The organism is Streptomyces polygonati (assembly GCF_042650325.1).
In the GTDB taxonomy this organism is placed as follows: Bacteria; Actinomycetota; Actinomycetes; order Streptomycetales; family Streptomycetaceae; genus Actinacidiphila; species Actinacidiphila polygonati.
Genome location: NZ_JBHSBB010000006.1, coordinates 171,015 through 190,574 on the forward strand (window position 1 = coordinate 171,015; position 19,560 = coordinate 190,574).

General features: G+C 73.3%; 14 protein-coding genes. 8 read left to right on the plus strand and 6 right to left on the minus strand.

Annotated elements, in window-relative coordinates:
* Positions 1-32: 32 nt before the first annotated feature.
* Genes ACFO3J_RS06190 through ACFO3J_RS06200 form a run of 3 tightly spaced genes read right to left on the minus strand, consistent with a single transcriptional unit; the run spans position 33 to position 5,693 of the window.
* Positions 33-2,045, minus strand: a complete 2,013-nt coding sequence (locus ACFO3J_RS06190; RefSeq protein ID WP_386426885.1) for a TOMM precursor leader peptide-binding protein — start codon at positions 2,043-2,045, stop codon at positions 33-35.
* A complete protein-coding gene (locus ACFO3J_RS06195) occupies positions 2,032-4,446 on the minus strand; it encodes a TOMM precursor leader peptide-binding protein (protein ID WP_386426942.1) in 2,415 nt (804 codons plus the stop codon). The genes ACFO3J_RS06190 and ACFO3J_RS06195 overlap by 14 nt, the downstream gene beginning before the upstream one ends.
* A 5-nt stretch (positions 4,447-4,451) precedes the next feature.
* Entirely contained in the window at positions 4,452-5,693 is a 1,242-nt protein-coding gene (locus ACFO3J_RS06200) for an AfsR/SARP family transcriptional regulator (protein WP_386426887.1), read from the minus strand.
* A 691-nt stretch (positions 5,694-6,384) separates the two neighbouring features.
* Here ACFO3J_RS06200 and ACFO3J_RS06205 point away from each other — a divergent pair.
* Complete coding sequence (locus tag ACFO3J_RS06205; RefSeq protein WP_386426889.1) at positions 6,385-7,125, plus strand: hypothetical protein; 741 nt, start codon at positions 6,385-6,387, stop codon at positions 7,123-7,125.
* Here the strand turns inward: ACFO3J_RS06205 and ACFO3J_RS06210 are convergent, their stop codons facing one another.
* Positions 7,126-8,709: an AMP-binding protein gene (locus ACFO3J_RS06210; protein WP_386426891.1), complete on the minus strand. Its 1,584-nt coding sequence runs from the start codon at positions 8,707-8,709 to the stop codon at positions 7,126-7,128.
* Positions 8,710-8,828: 119 nt separating this feature from the next.
* The gene (locus tag ACFO3J_RS06215) at positions 8,829-10,502 is read right to left on the minus strand and encodes an AMP-binding protein (RefSeq protein ID WP_386426892.1); all 1,674 of its coding nucleotides are present in this window, start codon (positions 10,500-10,502) and stop codon (positions 8,829-8,831) included.
* Positions 10,503-10,661: 159 nt separating this feature from the next.
* Here ACFO3J_RS06215 and ACFO3J_RS06220 point away from each other — a divergent pair, with 159 nt between their 5' ends.
* The 6 genes from ACFO3J_RS06220 (at position 10,662) to ACFO3J_RS06245 (ending at position 16,977) form a co-directional block, all read left to right on the plus strand.
* Positions 10,662-11,495: a helix-turn-helix transcriptional regulator gene (locus tag ACFO3J_RS06220; protein ID WP_386426943.1), complete on the plus strand. Its 834-nt coding sequence runs from the start codon at positions 10,662-10,664 to the stop codon at positions 11,493-11,495.
* Between the two features lie 106 nt (positions 11,496-11,601).
* On the plus strand, positions 11,602-12,261 hold the full coding sequence (locus ACFO3J_RS06225; protein WP_386426893.1) for a LysE family translocator: 660 nt from the start codon (positions 11,602-11,604) through the stop codon (positions 12,259-12,261).
* 257 nt (positions 12,262-12,518) lie between these two features.
* Positions 12,519-14,054 (plus strand): DHA2 family efflux MFS transporter permease subunit, encoded by a 1,536-nt coding sequence (locus ACFO3J_RS06230; RefSeq protein ID WP_386426894.1) that lies wholly within the window; start codon positions 12,519-12,521, stop codon positions 14,052-14,054.
* 394 nt (positions 14,055-14,448) lie between these two features.
* The gene (locus tag ACFO3J_RS06235) at positions 14,449-15,084 is read left to right on the plus strand and encodes a hypothetical protein (RefSeq protein ID WP_386426896.1); all 636 of its coding nucleotides are present in this window, start codon (positions 14,449-14,451) and stop codon (positions 15,082-15,084) included.
* Between the two features lie 139 nt (positions 15,085-15,223).
* Positions 15,224-16,228: an oxidoreductase gene (locus ACFO3J_RS06240; RefSeq protein WP_386426898.1), complete on the plus strand. Its 1,005-nt coding sequence runs from the start codon at positions 15,224-15,226 to the stop codon at positions 16,226-16,228.
* 281 nt (positions 16,229-16,509) lie between these two features.
* Entirely contained in the window at positions 16,510-16,977 is a 468-nt protein-coding gene (locus tag ACFO3J_RS06245; protein WP_386426899.1) for an SAV_915 family protein, read from the plus strand.
* Between the two features lie 94 nt (positions 16,978-17,071).
* Here the strand turns inward: ACFO3J_RS06245 and ACFO3J_RS06250 are convergent, their stop codons facing one another.
* Positions 17,072-17,929, minus strand: a complete 858-nt coding sequence (locus tag ACFO3J_RS06250; protein WP_386426901.1) for a GntR family transcriptional regulator — start codon at positions 17,927-17,929, stop codon at positions 17,072-17,074.
* 304 nt (positions 17,930-18,233) lie between these two features.
* Here ACFO3J_RS06250 and ACFO3J_RS06255 point away from each other — a divergent pair, with 304 nt between their 5' ends.
* Positions 18,234-19,526 carry an extracellular solute-binding protein gene (locus ACFO3J_RS06255; protein WP_386426903.1) on the plus strand — a complete coding sequence of 431 codons (1,293 nt, stop codon included), beginning with the start codon at positions 18,234-18,236 and terminating at the stop codon, positions 19,524-19,526.
* The last annotated feature ends 34 nt before the right edge of the window (positions 19,527-19,560 follow it).

Genomic DNA, 19,560 nt, shown 5'->3' on the forward strand with positions numbered 1-19,560 from the left:
GGGAAGTTCGGGAAGCCAGGGGCTCAGAGGCCTCAGGGGAAGGGGTGGGGCGCGGGGTTGAGGTCGTCGGGGGTCAAGTCCTCAGCGCGCAGCCCGCCTTCACGCAGCGCGCGGAGCGTTCTCGGCATGGCCGGTGCCCGCTGCCGGGCCCAGCCGAAGTCGATCGGCAGCAGACCCGGCACGATCACTCCGGCCGTGTGGAGGCCGAGTTCGCGCTGCTCGGGCGCCGTCTGGTCGACGACGACCACATCGAATCCGGCCCGGGCGACCTCGTTGACGCACGCGGTGACGTCGTCCCAGCTGTCGGCGCCGGGTGCGATGGTGTCCCGGGCCAGGGCGGCGAGCGGCACCCGCGGCGTACGGTCGCGCCGCAGCAGGAAGTCGGCGTGGCGGGCCATCTCGGGCAGGCCGTAGAGCAGCGGGTGGTCGTGCAGCACCTGCACCCGGCGGAAGTCGGCGGCCAGTGCGCGCAGCCGCGGCTCGTCCCGTACCGTCCTGCGCCGCAGGTTCACCGCGTCGGTGGCGATCTCGCAGAGGCCGGCGGCCAGCGCCGCCTCCGGGTCCAGGCCGGCGCCCGCGCCGAAGCAGAGCCGGCCGAGTCCGCCGTCCAGGCGTTCGGCGACCGCCGTGACGACGGGCACCGCGAAGGAGACCCGGGTGTCGAAGAAGCGGGCCCGGTAGCCGTACATCGCCAGCCGGTCGATCATCGCCCGGGTCTCGGGCCGGCGGCTGCCCGAGGCGTCGATCTCGCTCAGCGGGGCCCGGCCGTACCAGGCGAGCAGGAACGCGTCGCGTTCGATGACCTCCATCAGGCCGAAGTAGACCGCCTCGGCCAGACTCCCGCCGGACGCGCAGCCGTTGGAGCTCTCCTGCACGAAGCGGTTGGCCAGGCCGCCGGGCGCGTGGTAGTACGCCACGATCTCCGGTACGAGCAGCGGGCGTCGGTCCCGCAGCGAGTACCCCCACACCCAGGGGATCGGCCGGGCGGGATCGAAGGGCCGCACGGTGGGGTCGGCCCGGTGGAAGTCCGCCGGGTAGAGCCCGCAGTCGCGCGGGTCCAGGACCTGCTCGCCGAGGTCCACGAGGTCGTCGTACGCGGCCGTCACGCCGGTGCGCCTGCCGCGCGGGCGCATTCCGGCGTAGCGCTCCAGGCCCTCCAGCACCCCGACGCGGACACTCGACCGGTAGCGCGCGGTGTGGCCGCCCCAGAAGCACTCCCGCAGATAGTCGCCGGAGCGCAGCAGGAACGACCCGACGACGGACGAGGTGGAGGCGGAGACCAGGTCCGGTACGACGCCCGGTCCCAGCATCCCGGCCGCCGGGTTGGCGAACGCGGCGAGCGGCACGTCGTACTCGTCGGCCGGCCGCGCCCGATAGGCGTCGGGTGCGTGCTTGGGCGAAGGAGTCCGCTCCACCAGGGCGTTGGCGGCGCTGTCCGTCACCTGCTCGCCGCACCAGGGGCATTCGGCGTCGGGGACGAGGGCGAAGGGGGTGACGGCGAGGGTCTCCAGATCGAGCAGGAAGGCGTACGGGAAGCGGCTCCCGGATCCCGGCGCCCGGAGGCCGGCCGCCCTGGCCATGATCACCGCGGCCAGCGCGTCGGCCACGAAGGGCACCGCCCACGGCCCGGGCCCCGCCGCCCGGGTGCCCGATCCGCCTTCCAGCGCTTCGCGCAGCGCCCGGGTGCGGACCGCCTGCCAGCGGCGGGCCAGGCACCGCGAGCAGCCGGGTGCGCCGTCCGGGGTGAAGGGGCCGACGAGCGCGTGCTGCCCGTAGAGGTGGACACCGACGGTACCGGCCGCCGAATCGCCCTCCACGACGGTGAGTTCGTCGCGCAGCCCGAGGGCCGCCACCGTCGCGGCGACGGGCCCGGCGAACTCGCCTTCGGCCGGCGGCCCGACGCGGGACCGGCGGCCGCCGCTCCGCCCGTATCCGGCCAGGGACTCCGCGAGAGCCCCGGCCAAGCCCGCGGTGACATCGGCCTCTTCGTCCGCGGCCCGCGGCGGGGGCCCCGCCGGGCGCGGGCGCAGGTCAGCGGTCGTCATCGGGGGCTCCGCCGGAGGTGAGCAGCACCCGGGTGACGTACAGCCGCCCCGCCGCCAGGTCCGGCGCCGGCACCGGCGCCGCGAGCAGGTCCCGCCCGGCCGCGCGGAGTTGAGCGGCGAGCGTCGGCCAGTCGGTGCCGGCCGTGAGGTCGGGGGCGGAGGCGGGCGCGCTCCCCGGCGGGCTGGTGGGGGCGAGGGTGTCCGGGTCGAAGTCGGGCAGCAGCGGGTCACCGGTGTCCAGCGGCGCCGGAGGGCGCGGTTCGCGGGACAGCTGGCACGCGCCCAGCAGGTCCCGTACCGCTTCGAGGGCCGCGTCCCGCCACCGCTGCCCGGCGCTCGCGGCCCAACGGCGCTCGCCCGTCGCGGAGTCGGTGGCCCGGGCCAGCACGACGGGAGCGGGGCTCTCGGCCGACGCGCCCAGGTCCAGGATCTCCAGCGGCACGCCGAGGTTCGCCGCGGACCGTACGAGGAAGGTCAGTTCGGCGTCCCCGGTCTTCTCCAGGGCGGCGGGGTCCACGGCGGTGATCCGGATCCTGCCGCGCAGGGCGGCCCGCAGCGCGTCGTGGGTGAGGGCGGTCATGACCGCGCGGGCGGTGGCCGCGCCGGGGGTGCCGCCGGCCCCGGTGCCGGCGGAGGTCGGCTCGGCGAGGCGGTCGCGGTTGTACGGTCCGAAGGTGCGCAGCGCCGCCGCCGGTACGAGGACGGTCTCGCCGCCGAGCAGCGAGGTGGTGGCGCACCAGGCCGGCACATCGGAGCCGTCCAGCCCCGAGGCGATGCTCAGCGCTCGCGGTGCCAGGGCGGCCCACTTGCCGCGCGCCGCGTCCAGGGCCGCGCCGGTCAGGACCTCGGGCAGCGGGACCACGTGCTCGGCGTAGACCTCGGCGGCCCGGTGGAGGGCGCGCAGCCGGGCCCCGGCGACATGGTGGACGTCGAAGGCACTCACGGTCCGTGCGGCGCCGTGGCCGGTGCCGAGGACGACGGCGCTGACCTTGAGCGGGGTCTGGGTCCACTCCTCGTCGTCGTAGCGCCGGAAGACACCCGCGGCGGGCCGCACGAGGATGTCGCGGTCGGTGATCTCGGCGAGGGCGGCCTGGGCGGCGTCCTCCTCGGCGGCTGCCTCGGCGGGCTCGTCCGGGTCACCGCTCCGGGCCCCTTCGACGCTCCCGGGCGCGGCCTCTCCCCCGCTCCCCTCGGCCTCCGGTTCGCCGACGGCCGGGCCCGACCGGCCGGGCAGTCCGCCGAGTTCCGCGCGTTCCGCGAGTTCGGCGAGTCGGCCGGTGGCCGGCTCGGCCCGTCCGCCGGCGGCGACCCCGCAGCGGGGACACCTCGGGTGCGGCAGCAGCGGTTCAGCCGCGGTGTCGAGGGAGTCGAGGTCCTGGATGATCAACTGGCCGCGGGTCTCAGCGGGCAGCGCGCCGGTGGCGAGCCGGAAGGCCTCGTAGCCGAGCAGATTGCCCACCATGGCGGCGACCGGGCCGCGCGCCGCCCCCATCGCCCCGGCGCCGGCCGCGTCGGCGGTGGCGCCCCCTCCCGGGGCGAAGGCGCTCCACAGGTCCGCCGCGTGGGCCGGATCGCCGTTGGCGCCGAGGCGCAGCGCCGCGCAGGTCCAGCATCCCCGCGAACCGTCCGTCAGCAACGGGCCGATGACGACCGAGCCGCCGAACTCCCAGGCCGGCACGAGCATGCGGCCGGCCGGCACCTCGGCGAGGGCGGCGGTACGGCGGGCCGCGTCCGCACCGGTGACCAGGACGAGGTCGTAGCCGTCGAGGTCGGCCCAGCCGAACTCGCCCGCCGTCGAATCCGTTTCGAGGACGGCGATCGTCACCGGGCAGCCCTCGCCGGTCAACGCCTCGGCCTCGGCGCGGACTTCGGCGAAGCGGTGGGCCGTGATGTCGAGGCCCGCCGGTACACCGACGGTGGCGCAGCCGTTGCGGATCAGGGACAGGGCCGCCCAGCGGGCGAGTTGGTCGTCGCCGAGTACGGCGACGCGGGTCTGCCGGAAGCGCTGGAAGCGTTCGGCGGCCTCGTCGGAGTAGTGGTCGATGTAGTCGATCTGGGCGGCGAACCGCCGGGCCACCTCCGGCGGCGGGGCGGGCGCGCCCGGAGCCGGCGGCACCGCGTCCCGGGCGAAGCCACGCGCGTAGAGCGTACCGACGAGCTGGGTGACCATGTCGCGCTGCTTCTCGCCGAGTCCCTGGCAGAGCGAGGCCACGGTGTTCGCGCCGGTGAGGTGGGGCACGATCAGCGACGCGAAGCGGTAGGCGGACGGCATGACCACGCTGAACCCGCCGCGCGCGTTGTGGAAGTGCACTCCGGTGGGCGTCCGGGTGTAGAGCACGTCCCGCCTGATCCGCGGCCGGGTCCCGGCGATCTCCTGGTAGCGCTCGTCCGGTGACACCATCTCAGTCACGCCTCCGTCGGGTGCAGTTCAGCGGCGCGGGGCCGGGGGGAAGGGATGGGGGTGGGAGCCGGATCGGGGCCCGGGGCAGGGACCGGGCCGGCTCCGGCGCGGGCTCCGACACCGTCGGCGGCGGCCGCGCGGGCGAAGGCGCGGAGCAGTTCGTGCATGCGGTAGTGGCCCCGCGGCCCCTCGTGCAGCAGGCCCGCGCCGACCAGCCGTTCCAGCACCCGGTCCCCGGGGACCGGGGCGGCGTCGCTGTCGCCTCCGCCCTCGGCCTCGGCCTCGCGCCGGCCCGCGTCCGGACCGGCGCCCGCCGGGTACGGGAGGTCGGGGCCCGCCCCGCCGGGTTCGCCGCCGGCCGGCGGCGCGGCGGATTCGGCGGCGGCCGGCGCCGTACGCCCGGCCCGGGGACCGGACGCGGCGCCGGAACCGTTCCCCGGCTTCGGAGCGGCCGTGCCCCGGCTCAAGTCCGCCTCGCCCCGCAGGATCGCGAGTTCCAGCCGTTGCAGGGCCGGCCCCGGGTCGACCCCGAGCTGCTGCGCCAGGTGCGTCTTGGCCTTGCGGTACTCGGCGAGTGCCTCCGCGCGCCGGCCGGTGCGGTGCAGCGCTTCCATCAGCTGCTCGGTGAAGCGTTCGTGCAGGGGGTGTGTGCGGGCGGCCGACCAGATCTCGGTCAGCGCCTCGCGGTGGCGGCCGTCGGCGAGTTCCAGGTCGAAGACCCGCTCGCTGGCGCGCAGCCATTCCTCATTGAGGCGGGGGATCTCGTCGCGGTGCAGCAGGTCGGAGTGCACATTGGCCAGCAGCGGCGGCTGCCAGAGGGCGAGGGCCGCCCGGAGCAGCCGTAATTCGCTTTCCGGGCCCGGCTCCGCGCCGGAATATGCCAGGCCGAGCAGTTCGCGGAACTCGACCAGATCGAGTGTCTCCGCGTCGGCGGTCAGCCGGTAACCTCCGGGTACCGCCTCGATCGCGTTGCCGGCCACGCCGTATTTGCCGAACAGCCGCCGGAGCCGCAACACGCAGCTGTGCAATGCGGACTTCGCCTGGGCCGGCGTCTCCTCGCCCCAGATTACTCGCTGCAGGAATTCGGCGGACACCACGGAATTCGCGTGCAGCAGCAATGCGGCGAGCAGCGCGGCGGGTCTGGACGGCTGCAGCGCGACCGAGTCCCGGCCGTCGGTGACGGCCAGCAGGCCCAGTACGGTGAAGCGGGTCCGTCTGCCCGTCGGGGGCGCCGCGACGCCATTCATCGAGGTCAGCTCGCCGTGATCGGGCGTAATCGCATCGCCGGCCGCCGCGCCGACCGTGCCGTCCGCAGCCGTTTCGACCGTGCGCGCGCAGGATCAGACCACATACTCCACCGTCCCCGTAGCCCCGTTTGGACCACCGAAGGCCCGGCAGGAGTACACCGGCGAACCAAAGGCCACTCACGGCCTCACCCATCGGCGATCGCGATCGACGGTACGGCAGCGGCTTTACCTTTGTCCAGAGGAAAGGGGATGCCGATTCGGCGGGGAAGTGTTTGCCGGGACGACATGCCACCAAAGGTGATCCCACTTCCTCAACCCGGACACACCGGACGGGTTGATTCCGCCTCGACCGAGCACAACCGGACATTCCTCGCAGTATTACGGCAAGGTGAAAGATGTTTTTCCGGCCGTCGCCCGTCCGCGGTTCTTTCCGCGCCGTCCGGACTTGGCCGCGGCGGCCCCGGGAAGAATAATCCGGAAATGTTTAACGGCGAACGGTCTCGGCCTCCCGCGGCGTCCGGGGCGGACCGGCGGCCCTCCGTGGTCCTGACCTGCGCGGTGGAGCGGGACGCTCCGGCACCGCCCGGGTCACGGAGTGTCCGGGTCCGGTCACAGCGGTGCCGGCTTCCTGCACTATGGGAGCAGACACCGTCGGCCTCATCCGCCGTAGCCGGACCGGGAGTTGCGAACCATGGCACAGAGCACGCAGGTGCGCTGCCCGGCCTGCGGGCGGGAACACCGCTACACCGCGCCGACGTTCCCCTGCGCCTGCGGCACTCCGCTGGCACCGCCACTGCGCCCGGGCCGGCCGCCGACACAGGTGCGGCACCGGTCCTGGGAGGACTCGTGGGTGCGGCTGCGCTGCCCGGGCTGCGGACGCTGCGACCACTGGCCGCAGCCGGAGTTCGACTGCCCCTGCGGGGCGCTGGTGCGGCTGCCGGTGGACGCCGAGGCGGTCCCCGACGAGGGCGGCCCGCTGCCCGTGCCGCACGGCTCCGCGCCGCCCCCGGCCGGCCAGGCGCCGCCGCCGACGACCGCGCGGCCGCCCTTCCGGCCGGTCACCATCCGTACCGCGAGCGACGCGCTGACCGCGGCGGCCAGGTATCTGAAGTGGCTGGGCTTCGCCGGAGTGCGGCTGGCCGGCGACCGCACGGCCAGCGGCGTCGACCTGCGCGGCGACGGCCTGGTCGCCCAGGTCGATCCGACGACCCTGCCCACCGCCTCGCGCGAGGTGGAGTGCCTGTGGCTCAACTGCGCCACCGAGGACGCCGCCGGCGCCTTCTTCTCGCTGGCCGGCTACGCCCATGACGCTCGGCTGCGGGCCGACCGGCTGGGCGTTCCGCTGTTCGTGATGGATCTGACCGGCACCCCGCAGCCGGTCAACGACGCCGCGCACGACCTGATCCGCTCGGGTCCGGCGCTCAACGGCTGATCACCGCCGGGTACTCCGCGGCGGACCGAAGTCCTCCCGCAGCTCCACCTTGCGGACCTTGCCGCTGACCGTCATCGGGAAGGCGTCGAGCACCCGCAGATGGCGGGGGACCTTGAAGTGCGCGAGCCGCCCGGCGCAGAACTCGGTGAGTTCGGCCAGGGTGGGTGGGTCGGCCGGGTCGCGCGGGATGACGCAGGCCAGGATCTCCTCGCCGTAGCGCTCGTCCGGCACCCCCACCACCTGCACGTCGGAGATCTTCGGGTGGGTGTGCAGGAACTCCTCTATCTCGCGCGGGGAGACGTTCTCACCGCCCCGGATGATCATGTCCTTGATACGGCCGACGATGGCGAGGTATCCGTCCTCCCGCATCACCGCGAGATCCCCGGTGTGCATCCAGCGCCCCTCGTCCACCGCCTCCTTGGTGCGCTCCGGCTCGTCCCAGTAGCCGAGCATCACCGAATAGCCGCGGGTGCACAGCTCGCCGGTGGTGCCGCGCGGCACCGTCACACCGGTCACCGGGTCGATCACCTTGACCTCGATGTGCGGCAGCGCCCGGCCGACGGTCGCGGTGCGCCGCTCCAGGTCGTCGTCCATCCGGGTCTGGGTGGACACCGGCGAGGTCTCGGTCATCCCGTAGCAGATGGACACCTCGGCCATGTGCATCTCGGCCATCACCCGCTTCATCACCTCGACCGGGCAGGGCGATCCGGCCATGATCCCGGTGCGCAGCGAGGTCAGGTCGTAGGAGGCGAAGTCCGGCAGGCCCAGTTCGGCGATGAACATGGTCGGGACGCCGTAGAGGGAGGTGCAGCGCTCCTGCTGCACCGCGCGCAGGGTCGCGGCCGGGTCGAAGGCGGGTCCGGGTATGACGATGCAGGCGCCGTGGGCGGTGGCCCCGAGATTGCCCATCACCATGCCGAAGCAGTGGTAGAAGGGCACCGGCAGGCAGACCCGGTCCTGTTCGGTGTAGCCGACCGTACCGCCCACGAAGTAGCCGTTGTTGAGGATGTTGTGGTGCGAGAGGGTGGCGCCCTTGGGGAAGCCGGTGGTGCCCGAGGTGTACTGGATGTTGACCGGTTCGTCACAGCTCAGCACGGCCTCGCGGGCGGCGAGATAGCCGGCCGGCAGGTCGACGCCGGCCGCCATCAGCGCGTCCCAGGAGGGGTCCCCGATATGGACCACCGCGCGCAGCGCCGGGCACTTGGGGCGGGCTTCGGCGGCCATCGCCCGGTAGTCGCTGGTGCGGTACTCCGTCGAGGCGATCAGCAGCGCGGTACCGGACTGGTTGAGGACGAACTCCAACTCGTGCAGCCGGTAGGCCGGGTTGATGGTGACCATGATCGCGCCGAGCCGGGCGGTGGCGTACTGCACCATCACCCACTCGGGGCAGTTGAGCGCCCAGATGCCGACCCGGTCGCCCTTCACCACACCCCGGGCGGCCAGGCCCCGGGCCACGTCGTCGACCGCGCGGCCGAACTCGGCGTACGTCCAGCGTCTGCCGCTGGCCACGTCGACCAGCGCCTCACGGTCGGGGTGGGCGGCGATCGCCCGGTCCAGGTTGCGGCCGATGGTGTCACCCAGCAAGGCGGTCCTCCCCGTCCCGTGCGCGTAGGAGGGCTCCTCGGCGGGCTTCCCGGACGGGGTGTCCCCGGGTGGGTAATAAGCCGGCCGGGGAGACAGTCCCTCCGCCGGTATTCGCGCTGTCACCGGTAGTCCTCCTCATGGAACTCCCTGCTGCCGTCCCGCATGGTCGCCTCGCGCAACTCGATCCGCCGGATCTTCCCGGAGACCGTCTTGGGCAGTTCGCCGAACTCCAGCCGCCTGATCCGCTTGTACGGCGCCAGCACCGACCCGGAGTGCGCGAAGATCGCCTTCGCGGTCTCGCCGTCCGGCGCCCAGCCCCGCGCCAGCACCACATAGGCCTTGGGGACCGACAGCCGCAGGTCGTCCGGGGCCGGCACCACCGCGGCCTCGGCGACCGCCTCGTGCTCCAGCAGCGCGCTCTCCAGCTCGAACGGCGAGATCTTGTAGTCGGAGGACTTGAACACGTCGTCGGAGCGCCCGATGTAGGTGATGTAGCCGTCGGCGTCGCGGCGGCCGATGTCGCCGGTGCGGTAGTAACCGCCGCCCATCGCCTGCTCGGTGAGGTCGGGCGCGCCCGCGTAACCGGTCATCAGACCGACCGGCCGACCGCTCAGGTCGAGGCAGATCTCGCCCTCGTCACCGGGCTGTCCGCTGACCGGGTCGATCAGGGTGACGGTGTAGCCGGGGGTGGGGCGGCCCATGGAGCCGGCCTTCACCAGCTGGCCGGGGCTGTTGGCGACCTGCACGGCGGTCTCGGTCTGCCCGAAGCCGTCCCTGATCAGCACTCCCCACAGCCGCTTGACGTGCTCGATCACCTCGGGGTTGAGCGGTTCGCCGGCCGCGACGACCTCGCGCGGGGGGGTGCGCAGCACGCTCAGATCGGCCTGGATGAGCATCCGCCACACCGTCGGCGGCGCGCAGAAGCTCGTCACCCCGGCCCGCTCCATCGCGGCCATCAGCCGGCCGGCGTCGAAGCGCGTGTAGTTGTACACGAACACCGTCGCCTCGGCGTTCCACGGCGCGAACAGGCTCGACCAGGCGTGCTTGGCCCACCCGGGAGAGGAGATGTTGAGGTGCACGTCACCGGGCCGCAGCCCGATCCAGTACATGGTGGCCAGGTGCCCGACGGGATAGGAGACATGGGTGTGCTGGACCAGCTTGGGCCTGGCGGTGGTGCCGGAGGTGAAATACAGCATCAGCGGGTCGCCGGAGCGGGTGGGCGCCTCGGGGGTGAAGCCGGGCGCGGCGTCGTACGCGGCCGCGTAGGCCAGCCAGCCGGGGACAGCGCCGCCGACGGCGATCCGGGTGTAGTCACCGGGCACCTCGTCGAACTTCGCGGTCTCGGCGGCGCGCACCACGACATGCCGGGCCTCGCCGCGCTCCACCCGGTCGCGCAGATCGGCCGGGCCGAGCAGCGTGGTGGCCGGGATGACCACGGCCCGCAGCTTCATCAGGGCGAGCACGGTCTCCCACTGCTCGGCCTGGTTGCCCAGCATCAGCAGCACCCGGTGGCCGGCCCGTACGCCCTGCTCGCGCAGCCAGTTGGCGACCCGGGACGAACGCTCGGCCATCTCCCGGAAGGAGATCCGGGTCTGTGAGCCGTCCTCCTCCACGATCCACAGCGCGGTCCGGTCGTTGTCCCGGGCGATGACGTCGAACCAGTCCAGCGCCCAGTTGAAGTGCTCCGGACGAGGCCAGCGGAAGCCTTCACTGGCGGCCGTATAGTCCTCACGGTGCCGCAGCAGGAAGTCCCGGGCGGCCCGGAAGTCCCCGGTCGCCTCCGATGGCGCCATGTGCCCTCCTCATCGATGGACCCCCAAGTAGCATCGTGCGGTAGTGACCTGGGTCTCACTACCCCCGTACGGGGGTGAGGAGGATGAGGGACGCCGAAGGAGGGTGTTCGGGTGGACGCGCGGGGCGAGGCCATCGAGGTAAGGGCGGCGCTGCTGCGGATGCGCGGCTCCGGCATGCTGCCGGTGGCGTTCGGCGGACTGGTGCCCGGCGCCGGGGGCGGCGGGGCGGGCCAGCCGCCCGGCCACGGCGTGCGGCGGTTCAGGATCTCCGAGCTGTCCGGCACCGCCACCGAGGAACTGCGCGGGCTGGGCATCGTCACCGGCAGCGGCCTCGGCGGCAAGACGCTGGCGATGGGCCGGCCGTTCGCGGTCACCGACTACACCTCCTCCCGCACCATCAGCCACGAGTACGACGCCGCGGTCGCCGTCGAGGGCCTGCGCTCGGTGCTCGCCGTCCCGGTCGTGGTGCACCGGCGGGTGCGCGGGGTGCTGTACGGGGCGCTGCGCCAGCCGTACGCGCTGGGCGACCGGGCGCTGAACATCGCGATGGACGCGGCCCGGGAGCTGGAACAGGCGCTGGCCGTACGGGACGAGGCGCACCGGCTGCTGTCCTTCGCGCAGGCGCCGCCGACCTCCGACCCGCACGCCTGGGAGGAGGTCCGCGAGGCGCATACGGAGCTGCGCGCGCTGGCGCTGCGCATCCCCGATCCCCGGCTGCGGCAGGAACTGCTCAGTGCCTGCGCCCGGTTGGCCTCGGCCGCCGCACCCGACGCGGCGCCCGCCCTGCCGGGCCCCGCGGCCCAGCTGACCCCGAGGGAACTGGACGTGCTGTCCTCCATCGCCTCCGGCGCGACCAACTCCGCGGCGGCGGCCCGGCTGCGGCTGCGCCCGGAGACGGTGAAGAGCTATCTGCGCTCCGCCATGCGCAAACTGGGGGCGCACACCCGCCTCGAAGCGGTGGTCGCGGCCCGGCGGGCCGGGCTGCTGCCCTGAGCCACGCCGCCGCCGACCGGGGAAATGCGGCGGCGGACGGCTCGGCCCTCGTTCTACGCTCCCGGGAAATCATCGGGTGTGAGCGCCGAGGGACCTGGAAGAGGTGATGGTCGTGTCGGTGGACAGGCTGCTGGGATTCGCGGCGATGTCGCTGGTGCTGGTACTGATCCCCGGGCCCAGCGTGCTGTTCGTGCTGGGCCGGGCGCTGGCGCACGGGCGGCGGACCGCGCTGGGCAGTGTGCTGGGCAATTCGGTGGGGGCCTGCGCGCTGGCCCTCCTGGTGTCGGTGGGCCTGGGCGAGGTGGTCACCCGGTCGGTGGTGGTGTTCACCGCGCTCAAGCTGGCCGGTGCCTGCTATCTGGTCCTGCTGGGCGTGAAGGCGTGGCGGCGGCGGGGCGAGCTGACGATGACCGGGGACGGCGCGGCGGCGGAAGCGGCGGCGGCCTCGCTCGGCGATGTGCGGACGCTGTGGGAGGGCTTCGTGGTCGGGGTGAGCAACCCGAAGACGACGGTCTTCTTCGCCGCGGTGCTGCCGCAGTTCGTGGACCGGGAGGCCGGCCGGGTGCACGAGCAGATGCTCGTACTCAGCCTGGTCTTCACCGCGATCGCGCTGGTCTGCGACAGCATGTGGGCGGTGGGCGCTTCGGCGGCCCGCTCCTGGTTCGCCCGCTCGCCGCGCCGGCTGCGCGCGGTCGGCGGCGCCGGGGGCATCGCGATGATCGGCCTGGGAGTGACGGTCGCGGTGACCGGCCGCGCCGAGTCGTAGCCGGACCCGCGACCGGGCCCGAGGCCCGGCTTCCGGCGGCGGCCGGACGGGTGGCGAGGGGTCGCGCGAGGGGCGGACCGGTGGGTCCCAGGACGCCTGAAATCCCCGGGAGGGTTGAGCTGTGGGCGTGTGAGGAGACGCACACCCGCCATCCAACGAAACGTTTGCGTTTCGATAACCCGCGTCGTACGGTCGAGCGAGTACGAAACCGTTTCGTTCTTACCGAGGATCATCCGTCCCTTACAGGAGTCACGCCCATGTCGACTCATTCCGCCGCCGACGAGCATCTCGGCAGCCCGGCAACTCAAAAGGTCCCGCTCGACAGCCTCCCGGCGGCCGGCCCGGCGGAGCGGCCCAACCACCGCTGGTGGGTGCTGGCCGTCATCGCGCTGGCCCAGCTGATGGTGGTCCTCGACGCGACCGTGGTGAACATCGCCCTGCCCTCGGCCCAGCAGGCACTCGGCTTCAGCAACGGCAACCGGCAGTGGATCGTCACCGCGTACTCGCTCGCCTTCGGCAGCCTGCTGCTGCTCGGCGGGCGGCTGGCCGACCTGATCGGCCGCCGGATCGTCTTCCTGGTCGGCGTCGTCGGCTTCGCCGGCGCCTCCGCGCTGGCCGGCGCGGCGCAGAACTTCGAGGTGCTGGTCACCGGCCGCGCCCTGCAGGGCCTGTTCGGCGCGATGCTCGCCCCGGCCGCGCTGTCCCTGCTCAACACGACCTTCACCGATGCCAAGGAGCGCGCCAAGGCGTTCGGCATCTACGGCGCCATCGCCGGCGCGGGCGGCGGCGTCGGCCTGCTGCTGGGCGGTGTGCTCACCGAGCACCTCAGCTGGCGCTGGACGCTCTACGTCAACCTGATCTTCGCCGTGATGGCCTTCGTCGGTGCCCTGGTCTTCCTGCGCAAGGGCGCCCCGGCCGAACGGCCGAAGCTGGACCTGCCGGGCACGATCCTGGTCACCACTGGTCTGTTCGGCGTGGTGTACGGCTTCTCCAACGCCGAGACCCACCACTGGGGCTCCCCGCAGACCTGGGGCTTCCTGCTGGCCGGCGGACTGCTGGTGGCGGCCTTCACCTGGTGGCAGACCAGGACGCGGCACCCGCTGCTGCCGCTGCGCGTACTGCTCGACCGCAACCGCGGCGCGGCCTTCACCGCGCTGGCGATCTCCGGCGCCGGCATGTTCGGCGTCTTCCTGTTCCTGACCTACTACCTCCAGTCCTCGCTGCACTACACGCCGATCAAGACCGGTCTGGCCTTCCTGCCGATGATCGGCATCCTGATGGTCTCCGCGCAGCTGGTCACCAACAGCTTCCTGCCGAAGTTCGGCCCCCGGCCGATCGTGCCGCTCGGTATGGCGCTGGCGGCCGGCGGTATGGCCTGGCTGACCGTGCTCGGCCTGGACAGCTCCTACGCCGGGGCGGTGCTGCCGCCGCTGCTGGTGACCGGCTTCGGCCTGGGCATGGTGATGCCCGCCTCGATGAGCGTGGCCACCAGCGGGATCGGCGCGGAGGACGCCGGCGTGGCCTCGGCCGCGGTCAACACCATGCAGCAGGTGGGCGGTTCGATCGGGACCGCGCTGCTCAACACCCTCGCCGCGAGCGCGGCGACCAGCTACCTGGCGACCAGGAAGGCCACATCCGGGGCCCTCGCCCAGGCGCAGTTGCACAGCTATTCGACGGCGTACTGGTGGTCGGCCGGGCTCTTCGCGGTCGGCGCGGTGCTGACGCTGCTGATGTTCCGCTCGGGCCGGATGGACCAGTCCGACCAGGACGCGCCGGCCGCCGTCCACATGTAGATCCCGCGATTCCCCCGAACTCCCCGGTCCCGCCCTTGAGCGGAGGGCGCCCGGGGAAAGGGAGGCGCGGTCTCCGGGTCATCGTGGGGACGGGAAACCCGGAGACCCCCGCCCTCCGAACAGCCGCCCCGTCGGTGCGCGACCCCCGTGCGCACCGGCGGGGCGGCCGTCTGTGCTGCCCGCACACCGTGCTTCTGCCCCGAATCGGTGGAAGTCCGCGTATGCGGGGAGAAAGTTTGGCGCTGGGGTGACAGCGGCAGCGGGAGGCGGCCGGGGCCCGGCGCCGGGCATGCGGGTGCATTTGGCGGGCCCGCGCCGCCCGGTTCCACGTCGGCGGGCACCGGGCGCGGCAGGCTGCTGGGATCGTTCACCCCTCCCCCACGGAAGGCCCGTCATGACGTCGCTGCCGTCACGTCCCCGATCCCGCGCGCTGCCGCGCGCGCTGGTCCGCTTCTCCGGCTGTCTCGCGCTCGCCTGCGGACTGATGCTGGGCGCCGCGGACTCCTCCTCGGCGAAGGCGCCGCACATCCACGTCCTGCCGGTGCCGCCCGGGCCCGACGACCGGGGGACCGCGGCGCTGGACGGCTGGGTGACCCCGGTGGACAGCCAGGTGGCCCGGGAGGAGAACGGCGACTTCACCCTCACCGTGGTGAACACCGGCGGCGTCACGGCCGACAACGTACGGGTACTGCTGGACGACGGGCGGGACGGCAACAGCGTGGGTTCGGCCGACGGCCGCTGCCTGGGCCGGCTGGACGCGAAGTCGCCCGCGGACCTGTGGTGCGAACTCGGCGATGTGGCACCGCTGCGGAGCGCGGCGGTCCAGGTGCACGTCTTCATGTCCCGCTGCGTGCAGTTCGATCCGCGCAGTGCGGCTCCCCGGCAGCATGCCGCGGCCTTCCGCTGGCGGGTCGGCTGGACCGTCGGCGGCCAGGCGCTGACGGCGAGCGGCCCGACCCCGCGCTGGAGTTGCGGAAACGCCAGGTATCGGGCGGACCTTGACATCGATCCGGCGGCGCGGCGACCCTGAACACAGGACATCGCACCGCCCGTGCACGACCACCAGCGCTCTCCGGCCGCCGCTCCGCCCGGTGACCGGCGGCCGGCCGCCGGAGGCCGGTCCAGCAGCATCATCACGGCACGGACCCGGTAGTCCATGAGAGGCCGTCATGTCGTCCGACAGCACCGACGCAGCGCTCTTCGGCACCATCGCCCACCCGATACCCGAGGACTGGGGCGTGCACCGGATGCCCGGCCTCGGCGGGCGGCTGGCGGTGGTCACCGGCGGCAACACCGGGCTGGGTCTGGCGACCGCCCGGGAGCTGGCGCGGGCCGGGGCAGACGTGGTGCTCGCGGTCCGCAGCACCGGACGCGGCGCCGCGGCGGCGGCCGACATCCGGCAGGCCGCGCCCCGCTCCCGGGTGGACGTGCACCGGCTGGACCTGGCGGACCTGTCGTCGGTACGCGACTTCGCCGATCGCTTCCTCGACGAGTACCCGGCGCTGGACCTGCTGGTCAACAACGCCGGGATCATGGCGACGCCGCGGCGGACCACGGCGGACGGGTTCGAGGCGCAGTTCGGCACGAATCACCTCGGGCACTTCGCGCTGACCGGCCGGCTGCTGCCGGCGCTGGCCGCGGCGACGGCGGCCCGGGTGGTCACCGTCAGCAGCCTCCTGCACACCCTGGGGCGGCTGGACTTCCGCGACCTCCAGTCCAAGCGGCACTACGGGCGGGTACGGGCGTACGCCAACTCCAAGCTGGCGAACCTGCTGTTCACCGCCGAGCTGGACCGCCGCTCGCGCGCCGCGGGGCTGTCCCTGCGGGCGTACGCGGTCCACCCCGGCTACGTGGCGACCTCGCTGCTCACCACCGGTCAGCCGGCCCTGCTGCGGACGCTGCTGGCGGTGCCCAACGCCCTGATCGCGGTACGCCCCGCCACCGGCGCCCTGCCCACCCTGTGCGCGGCCACGCTGCCGGGGCTGCCCGGCGGCACCTTCCTCGCCCCCCGCGGCCGGGGCTCGCTGCGCGGCGCCCCGATCCTGCTGACCCCCTCCCCCCGCGCCCGGCACCGCCCCACCGCGACCCGGCTGTGGGAGATCTCCCAGACGCTGACCGCCGTCCGCTACGACTTCCCCTCCCCGGCCCCCGTCGCTGACCGTCCCGCTCCCTGAGCGGCGTCTGTCGGTCATGTTCGGGGCGGATTTCACCGGTGTTTCCCCCATCGCGGCGCACGCGGCCGGGGAGTGCACGCGCGGCCCCGCCCGACTGCCGCAAGCATGCCCAACCGTCCCGTACCGGGGCGCGGACACCCCGCCAGCAGCAAGGACGCACCCGCCGGGGACGCCGCAGCGGCCGGGCCCGCCGGGCGGGCAGCGGCCGGCGTCGGGCCCGCGACCGTCCACGGGCTGGGCACAACGGGTGCGGTACCCGCCATCCGGGTTACGGTTGGCACATGCACGTGAGCCAGCATCAGCCGGCCTCCGGCGAGCCGACCGGCGGCGAACGTTCCGCCGCCCCGACCATCGACACAGCTTCCGGCCCCCCTCGGGGCGGCGACACCACATCCGCCGCACCCGTGACACGGTCACTGTACGTACCCATCAGGCGCGGACCGGCGGGGTCGGTGGTGCTGCTCTGGCGCACCCCCTTCGGCAACCGCACGGCCGTGGCCTTCACCAGCGACCAGCGACTGCGATCGGTGCTCGGCCCGGCCCAGCCGTGGATCCGGCTCTCGGCGGCGGCGCTGCGCCGGATGGCGGAGCCGCTGGGCGCCCTCCATCTCACCGTCGACCCGGTACTGACCGCCCGCCAGCCGGCCACCTGGGCGGCCGCTCCCGCGCCCGCCGAACCCCTGGGCTCCCGTATCGAACCGGCCCCGCACGCCCCGCACCAGCAGCAGCCGGCGGCCTCGGCGCCCTAGCGGCGGACACCCGGGGAGCCTTGCCACTCAGCCCACCGTAACGCAGCGTGACGCCACAGGTCGTCCCGATCCGGCCCGGTCCCGCCCGGCCGCGTCATTCCGCCGGCTGGACGTCCCCCAGCATCAGCGCCGGGACGTCGCCGCGGCCGGAGAGGTCGCCCGGCGGGATCCCGGGGTGGTGGCGTTCCCCGGTGAAGCGGGCGGCCTGGGCCGAGCCGTCGGCCGGGGTGTCGCCGAGGGACAGACGCGAGACGATGCGGTAGCGGTCGCCGCGGTACACGGAGTGGACGTATTCCACCGGACGGCCGGTGTCGTCCCTGGTCAGGCGTTCGAAGAGCAGCGCCGGGGACAGTACGGGCACGCCGATCAGCCGGGCCTCCTCCTCGTTGGTGACGGTGGGCTCGATGGACTGCACCGCCTCGTGCACCCGGACCCCGTGCCGGTCGCGCAGCACGTCGTAGAAGTCGCCCGACTCCATGTCGGCCGGACTCAGCCCGGGTACGAGGTCGGCCGGGACGTGCAGATACTCGATCGCCATGGGTTCGCCGTCGACCAGCCGCAGCCGCGCGATGTAGGTGATCTCGGCGGCGGGCGAGATCCGCAGTTTGCGGCCCACCCGGGCGCCGGCCTGGACGGTGGTCAGCTCCAGGACGCGGCTGGCCCAGCTGCCCGAGGCCTGCGGCAGCCGGTGCGCGCTCGCGTCGGGCACCAGCTCCTGGGTGATCTTGGCGCGGGCGACGAACATGCCGCGGCCGTGCTCGCGGATCAGCAGCCCGTTGGTGACCAGTTCATCGACGGCGGAGCGCAACGTCGGCCGGGAGACCCCGAGTTGCTCGCACAGGGTGCGCTCGGAGGGGATCGGGTCGCCGGGAGCCGCCGATTCCACCAGCTCCATCAGATGATCGCGGACCCGTTCGCGTTTCAGTGCTGAGCGCGCCGGTTCCCTGTCCATGACGTGTGTCCCTTTCCGCTGCGGTGCTGACCAGTCGAGGGTAGCCATCGGGTGACCAGTACGCCAGTAGCCCCTGCTCACCTCACCAGTGGCGATCCGGCATCCTGTCCTCGTCCACCGCCCCGAACACCTCCCTCATGCCGGAATTTCGCCCAATATCCTTGGGACAAGGGCGTATACGACCGGCGGAACCCGCTACGCGCGGACTCTTGACGCCCCCACTGGTCTATGCCACCTTCTCTCACCAGTACCAGACCAGTTGTGAAGTGGTAAGTTCCGCCGCCCCCTTCGAGGTGACTTCTCCATGAGATCCAGATACGCCCCCGCCGCCGCACTCGCCCTCGCCGCCTGCCTGGCCGGCCTGACCGCCTGCGGCTCGTCCGCCCCCGCCGCCTCCGGCTCGCCCGGCTCCGCGGCCGGCGCCGCCAAGCCCGCCGCACTCACCGTGTGGATCATGCGCGACAGCATGTCCGACGACTTCCTCAGCCGCTTCAAGGCCGACTTCGAGGCCACCCACAAGGGCACCACCCTGGACATCCAGATCCAGGAGTGGGACGGCATCGGCCAGAAGATCACCAGCGCGCTGGCCAGCAAGGACGCACCGGACGTGATGGAGGTGGGCAACACCCAGGTCGCCCAGTACGCGGCCAGCGGCGGGGTGGAGGACCTCAGCGGCAAGGTGACCGACCTCCAGGGGGCCGACTGGATACCGGGGCTGGCCGACCCGGGGAAGATCGACGGCAAGCAGTACGGCATCCCCTGGTACGCCGCCAACCGGGTGGTGATCTACAACAAGGACCTGTTCGCCCGGGCCGGCATCACCGTCCCGCCCAAGACCCGCGCCGAGTGGATCACGGACACCACCAAACTGGACACCGGCGGCGACGACGGCATCTATCTGCCCGGGCAGACGTGGTACGCGCTGGCCGGCTTCATCTGGGACGAGGGCGGCGACCTCGCGGTCAAGGGCGGCGACGGCAGCTGGAAGGGCACGCTGGACACCCCGCAGGCCAAGGCGGGCATGGAGTTCTACAAGCAGCTCCAGGCGCTCGGCCACGGACCCAAGGACTCCGACGAGGCCAAGCCGCTCCAGGCCGATGTGTTCGCCAAGGGCAAGAGCGCGCAGATCATCTCGGTGCCCGGCGGCGCCGACGCGATCATCAAGTCCAACCCGGCGATGAAGGACAAGCTCGGCTTCTTCCCCATCCCCGGCAAGACCGCCGACCGGCCCGGCGCGGTCTTCACCGGCGGCTCCGACCTGGTGATCCCCGAGGCCTCGCGGCACCAGGCGCTCGCCTACGAAGTGGTCAAGGCGCTGGCCGGCCCCAAGTGGCAGACGGACATGGCCAAGGAGATGAGCTACGTCCCCAACCGCACGTCCCTGGCCGGGGCGTTGGCGGGCAACCCGGGTGCCTCGGTGATGGCGGTCGGCGCCGCCAACGGCCATGCCACCCCCAACTCCGCCAACTGGGCGGCCGTCGAGGCCGACAACCCGATCAAGCAGTACATGACGCAGGTGCTGACCGGGGCCGATCCGGACGCCGCGGGGAAGACCGCCTCGGAGCTGATCACCAAGGTGCTCAACACCGCGTCCTGACCCGGCGTCCCAGCCCCACAGCCTGACGCCGTCC

Coding starts and splice junctions, on each gene's coding strand:
- ACFO3J_RS06190 (WP_386426885.1), bottom strand. CDS start 2,045: ATGACGACCGCTGACCTGCGCCCGCGCCCGGCGGGGCCCCCGCCGCGG.
- ACFO3J_RS06195 (WP_386426942.1), bottom strand. CDS start 4,446: ATGGTGTCACCGGACGAGCGCTACCAGGAGATCGCCGGGACCCGGCCG.
- ACFO3J_RS06200 (WP_386426887.1), bottom strand. CDS start 5,693: ATGAATGGCGTCGCGGCGCCCCCGACGGGCAGACGGACCCGCTTCACC.
- ACFO3J_RS06205 (WP_386426889.1), top strand. CDS start 6,385: ATGGCACAGAGCACGCAGGTGCGCTGCCCGGCCTGCGGGCGGGAACAC.
- ACFO3J_RS06215 (WP_386426892.1), bottom strand. CDS start 10,502: ATGGCGCCATCGGAGGCGACCGGGGACTTCCGGGCCGCCCGGGACTTC.
- ACFO3J_RS06220 (WP_386426943.1), top strand. CDS start 10,662: ATGCGCGGCTCCGGCATGCTGCCGGTGGCGTTCGGCGGACTGGTGCCC.
- ACFO3J_RS06225 (WP_386426893.1), top strand. CDS start 11,602: ATGGTCGTGTCGGTGGACAGGCTGCTGGGATTCGCGGCGATGTCGCTG.
- ACFO3J_RS06230 (WP_386426894.1), top strand. CDS start 12,519: ATGTCGACTCATTCCGCCGCCGACGAGCATCTCGGCAGCCCGGCAACT.
- ACFO3J_RS06235 (WP_386426896.1), top strand. CDS start 14,449: ATGACGTCGCTGCCGTCACGTCCCCGATCCCGCGCGCTGCCGCGCGCG.
- ACFO3J_RS06240 (WP_386426898.1), top strand. CDS start 15,224: ATGTCGTCCGACAGCACCGACGCAGCGCTCTTCGGCACCATCGCCCAC.
- ACFO3J_RS06245 (WP_386426899.1), top strand. CDS start 16,510: ATGCACGTGAGCCAGCATCAGCCGGCCTCCGGCGAGCCGACCGGCGGC.
- ACFO3J_RS06250 (WP_386426901.1), bottom strand. CDS start 17,929: ATGGACAGGGAACCGGCGCGCTCAGCACTGAAACGCGAACGGGTCCGC.
- ACFO3J_RS06255 (WP_386426903.1), top strand. CDS start 18,234: ATGAGATCCAGATACGCCCCCGCCGCCGCACTCGCCCTCGCCGCCTGC.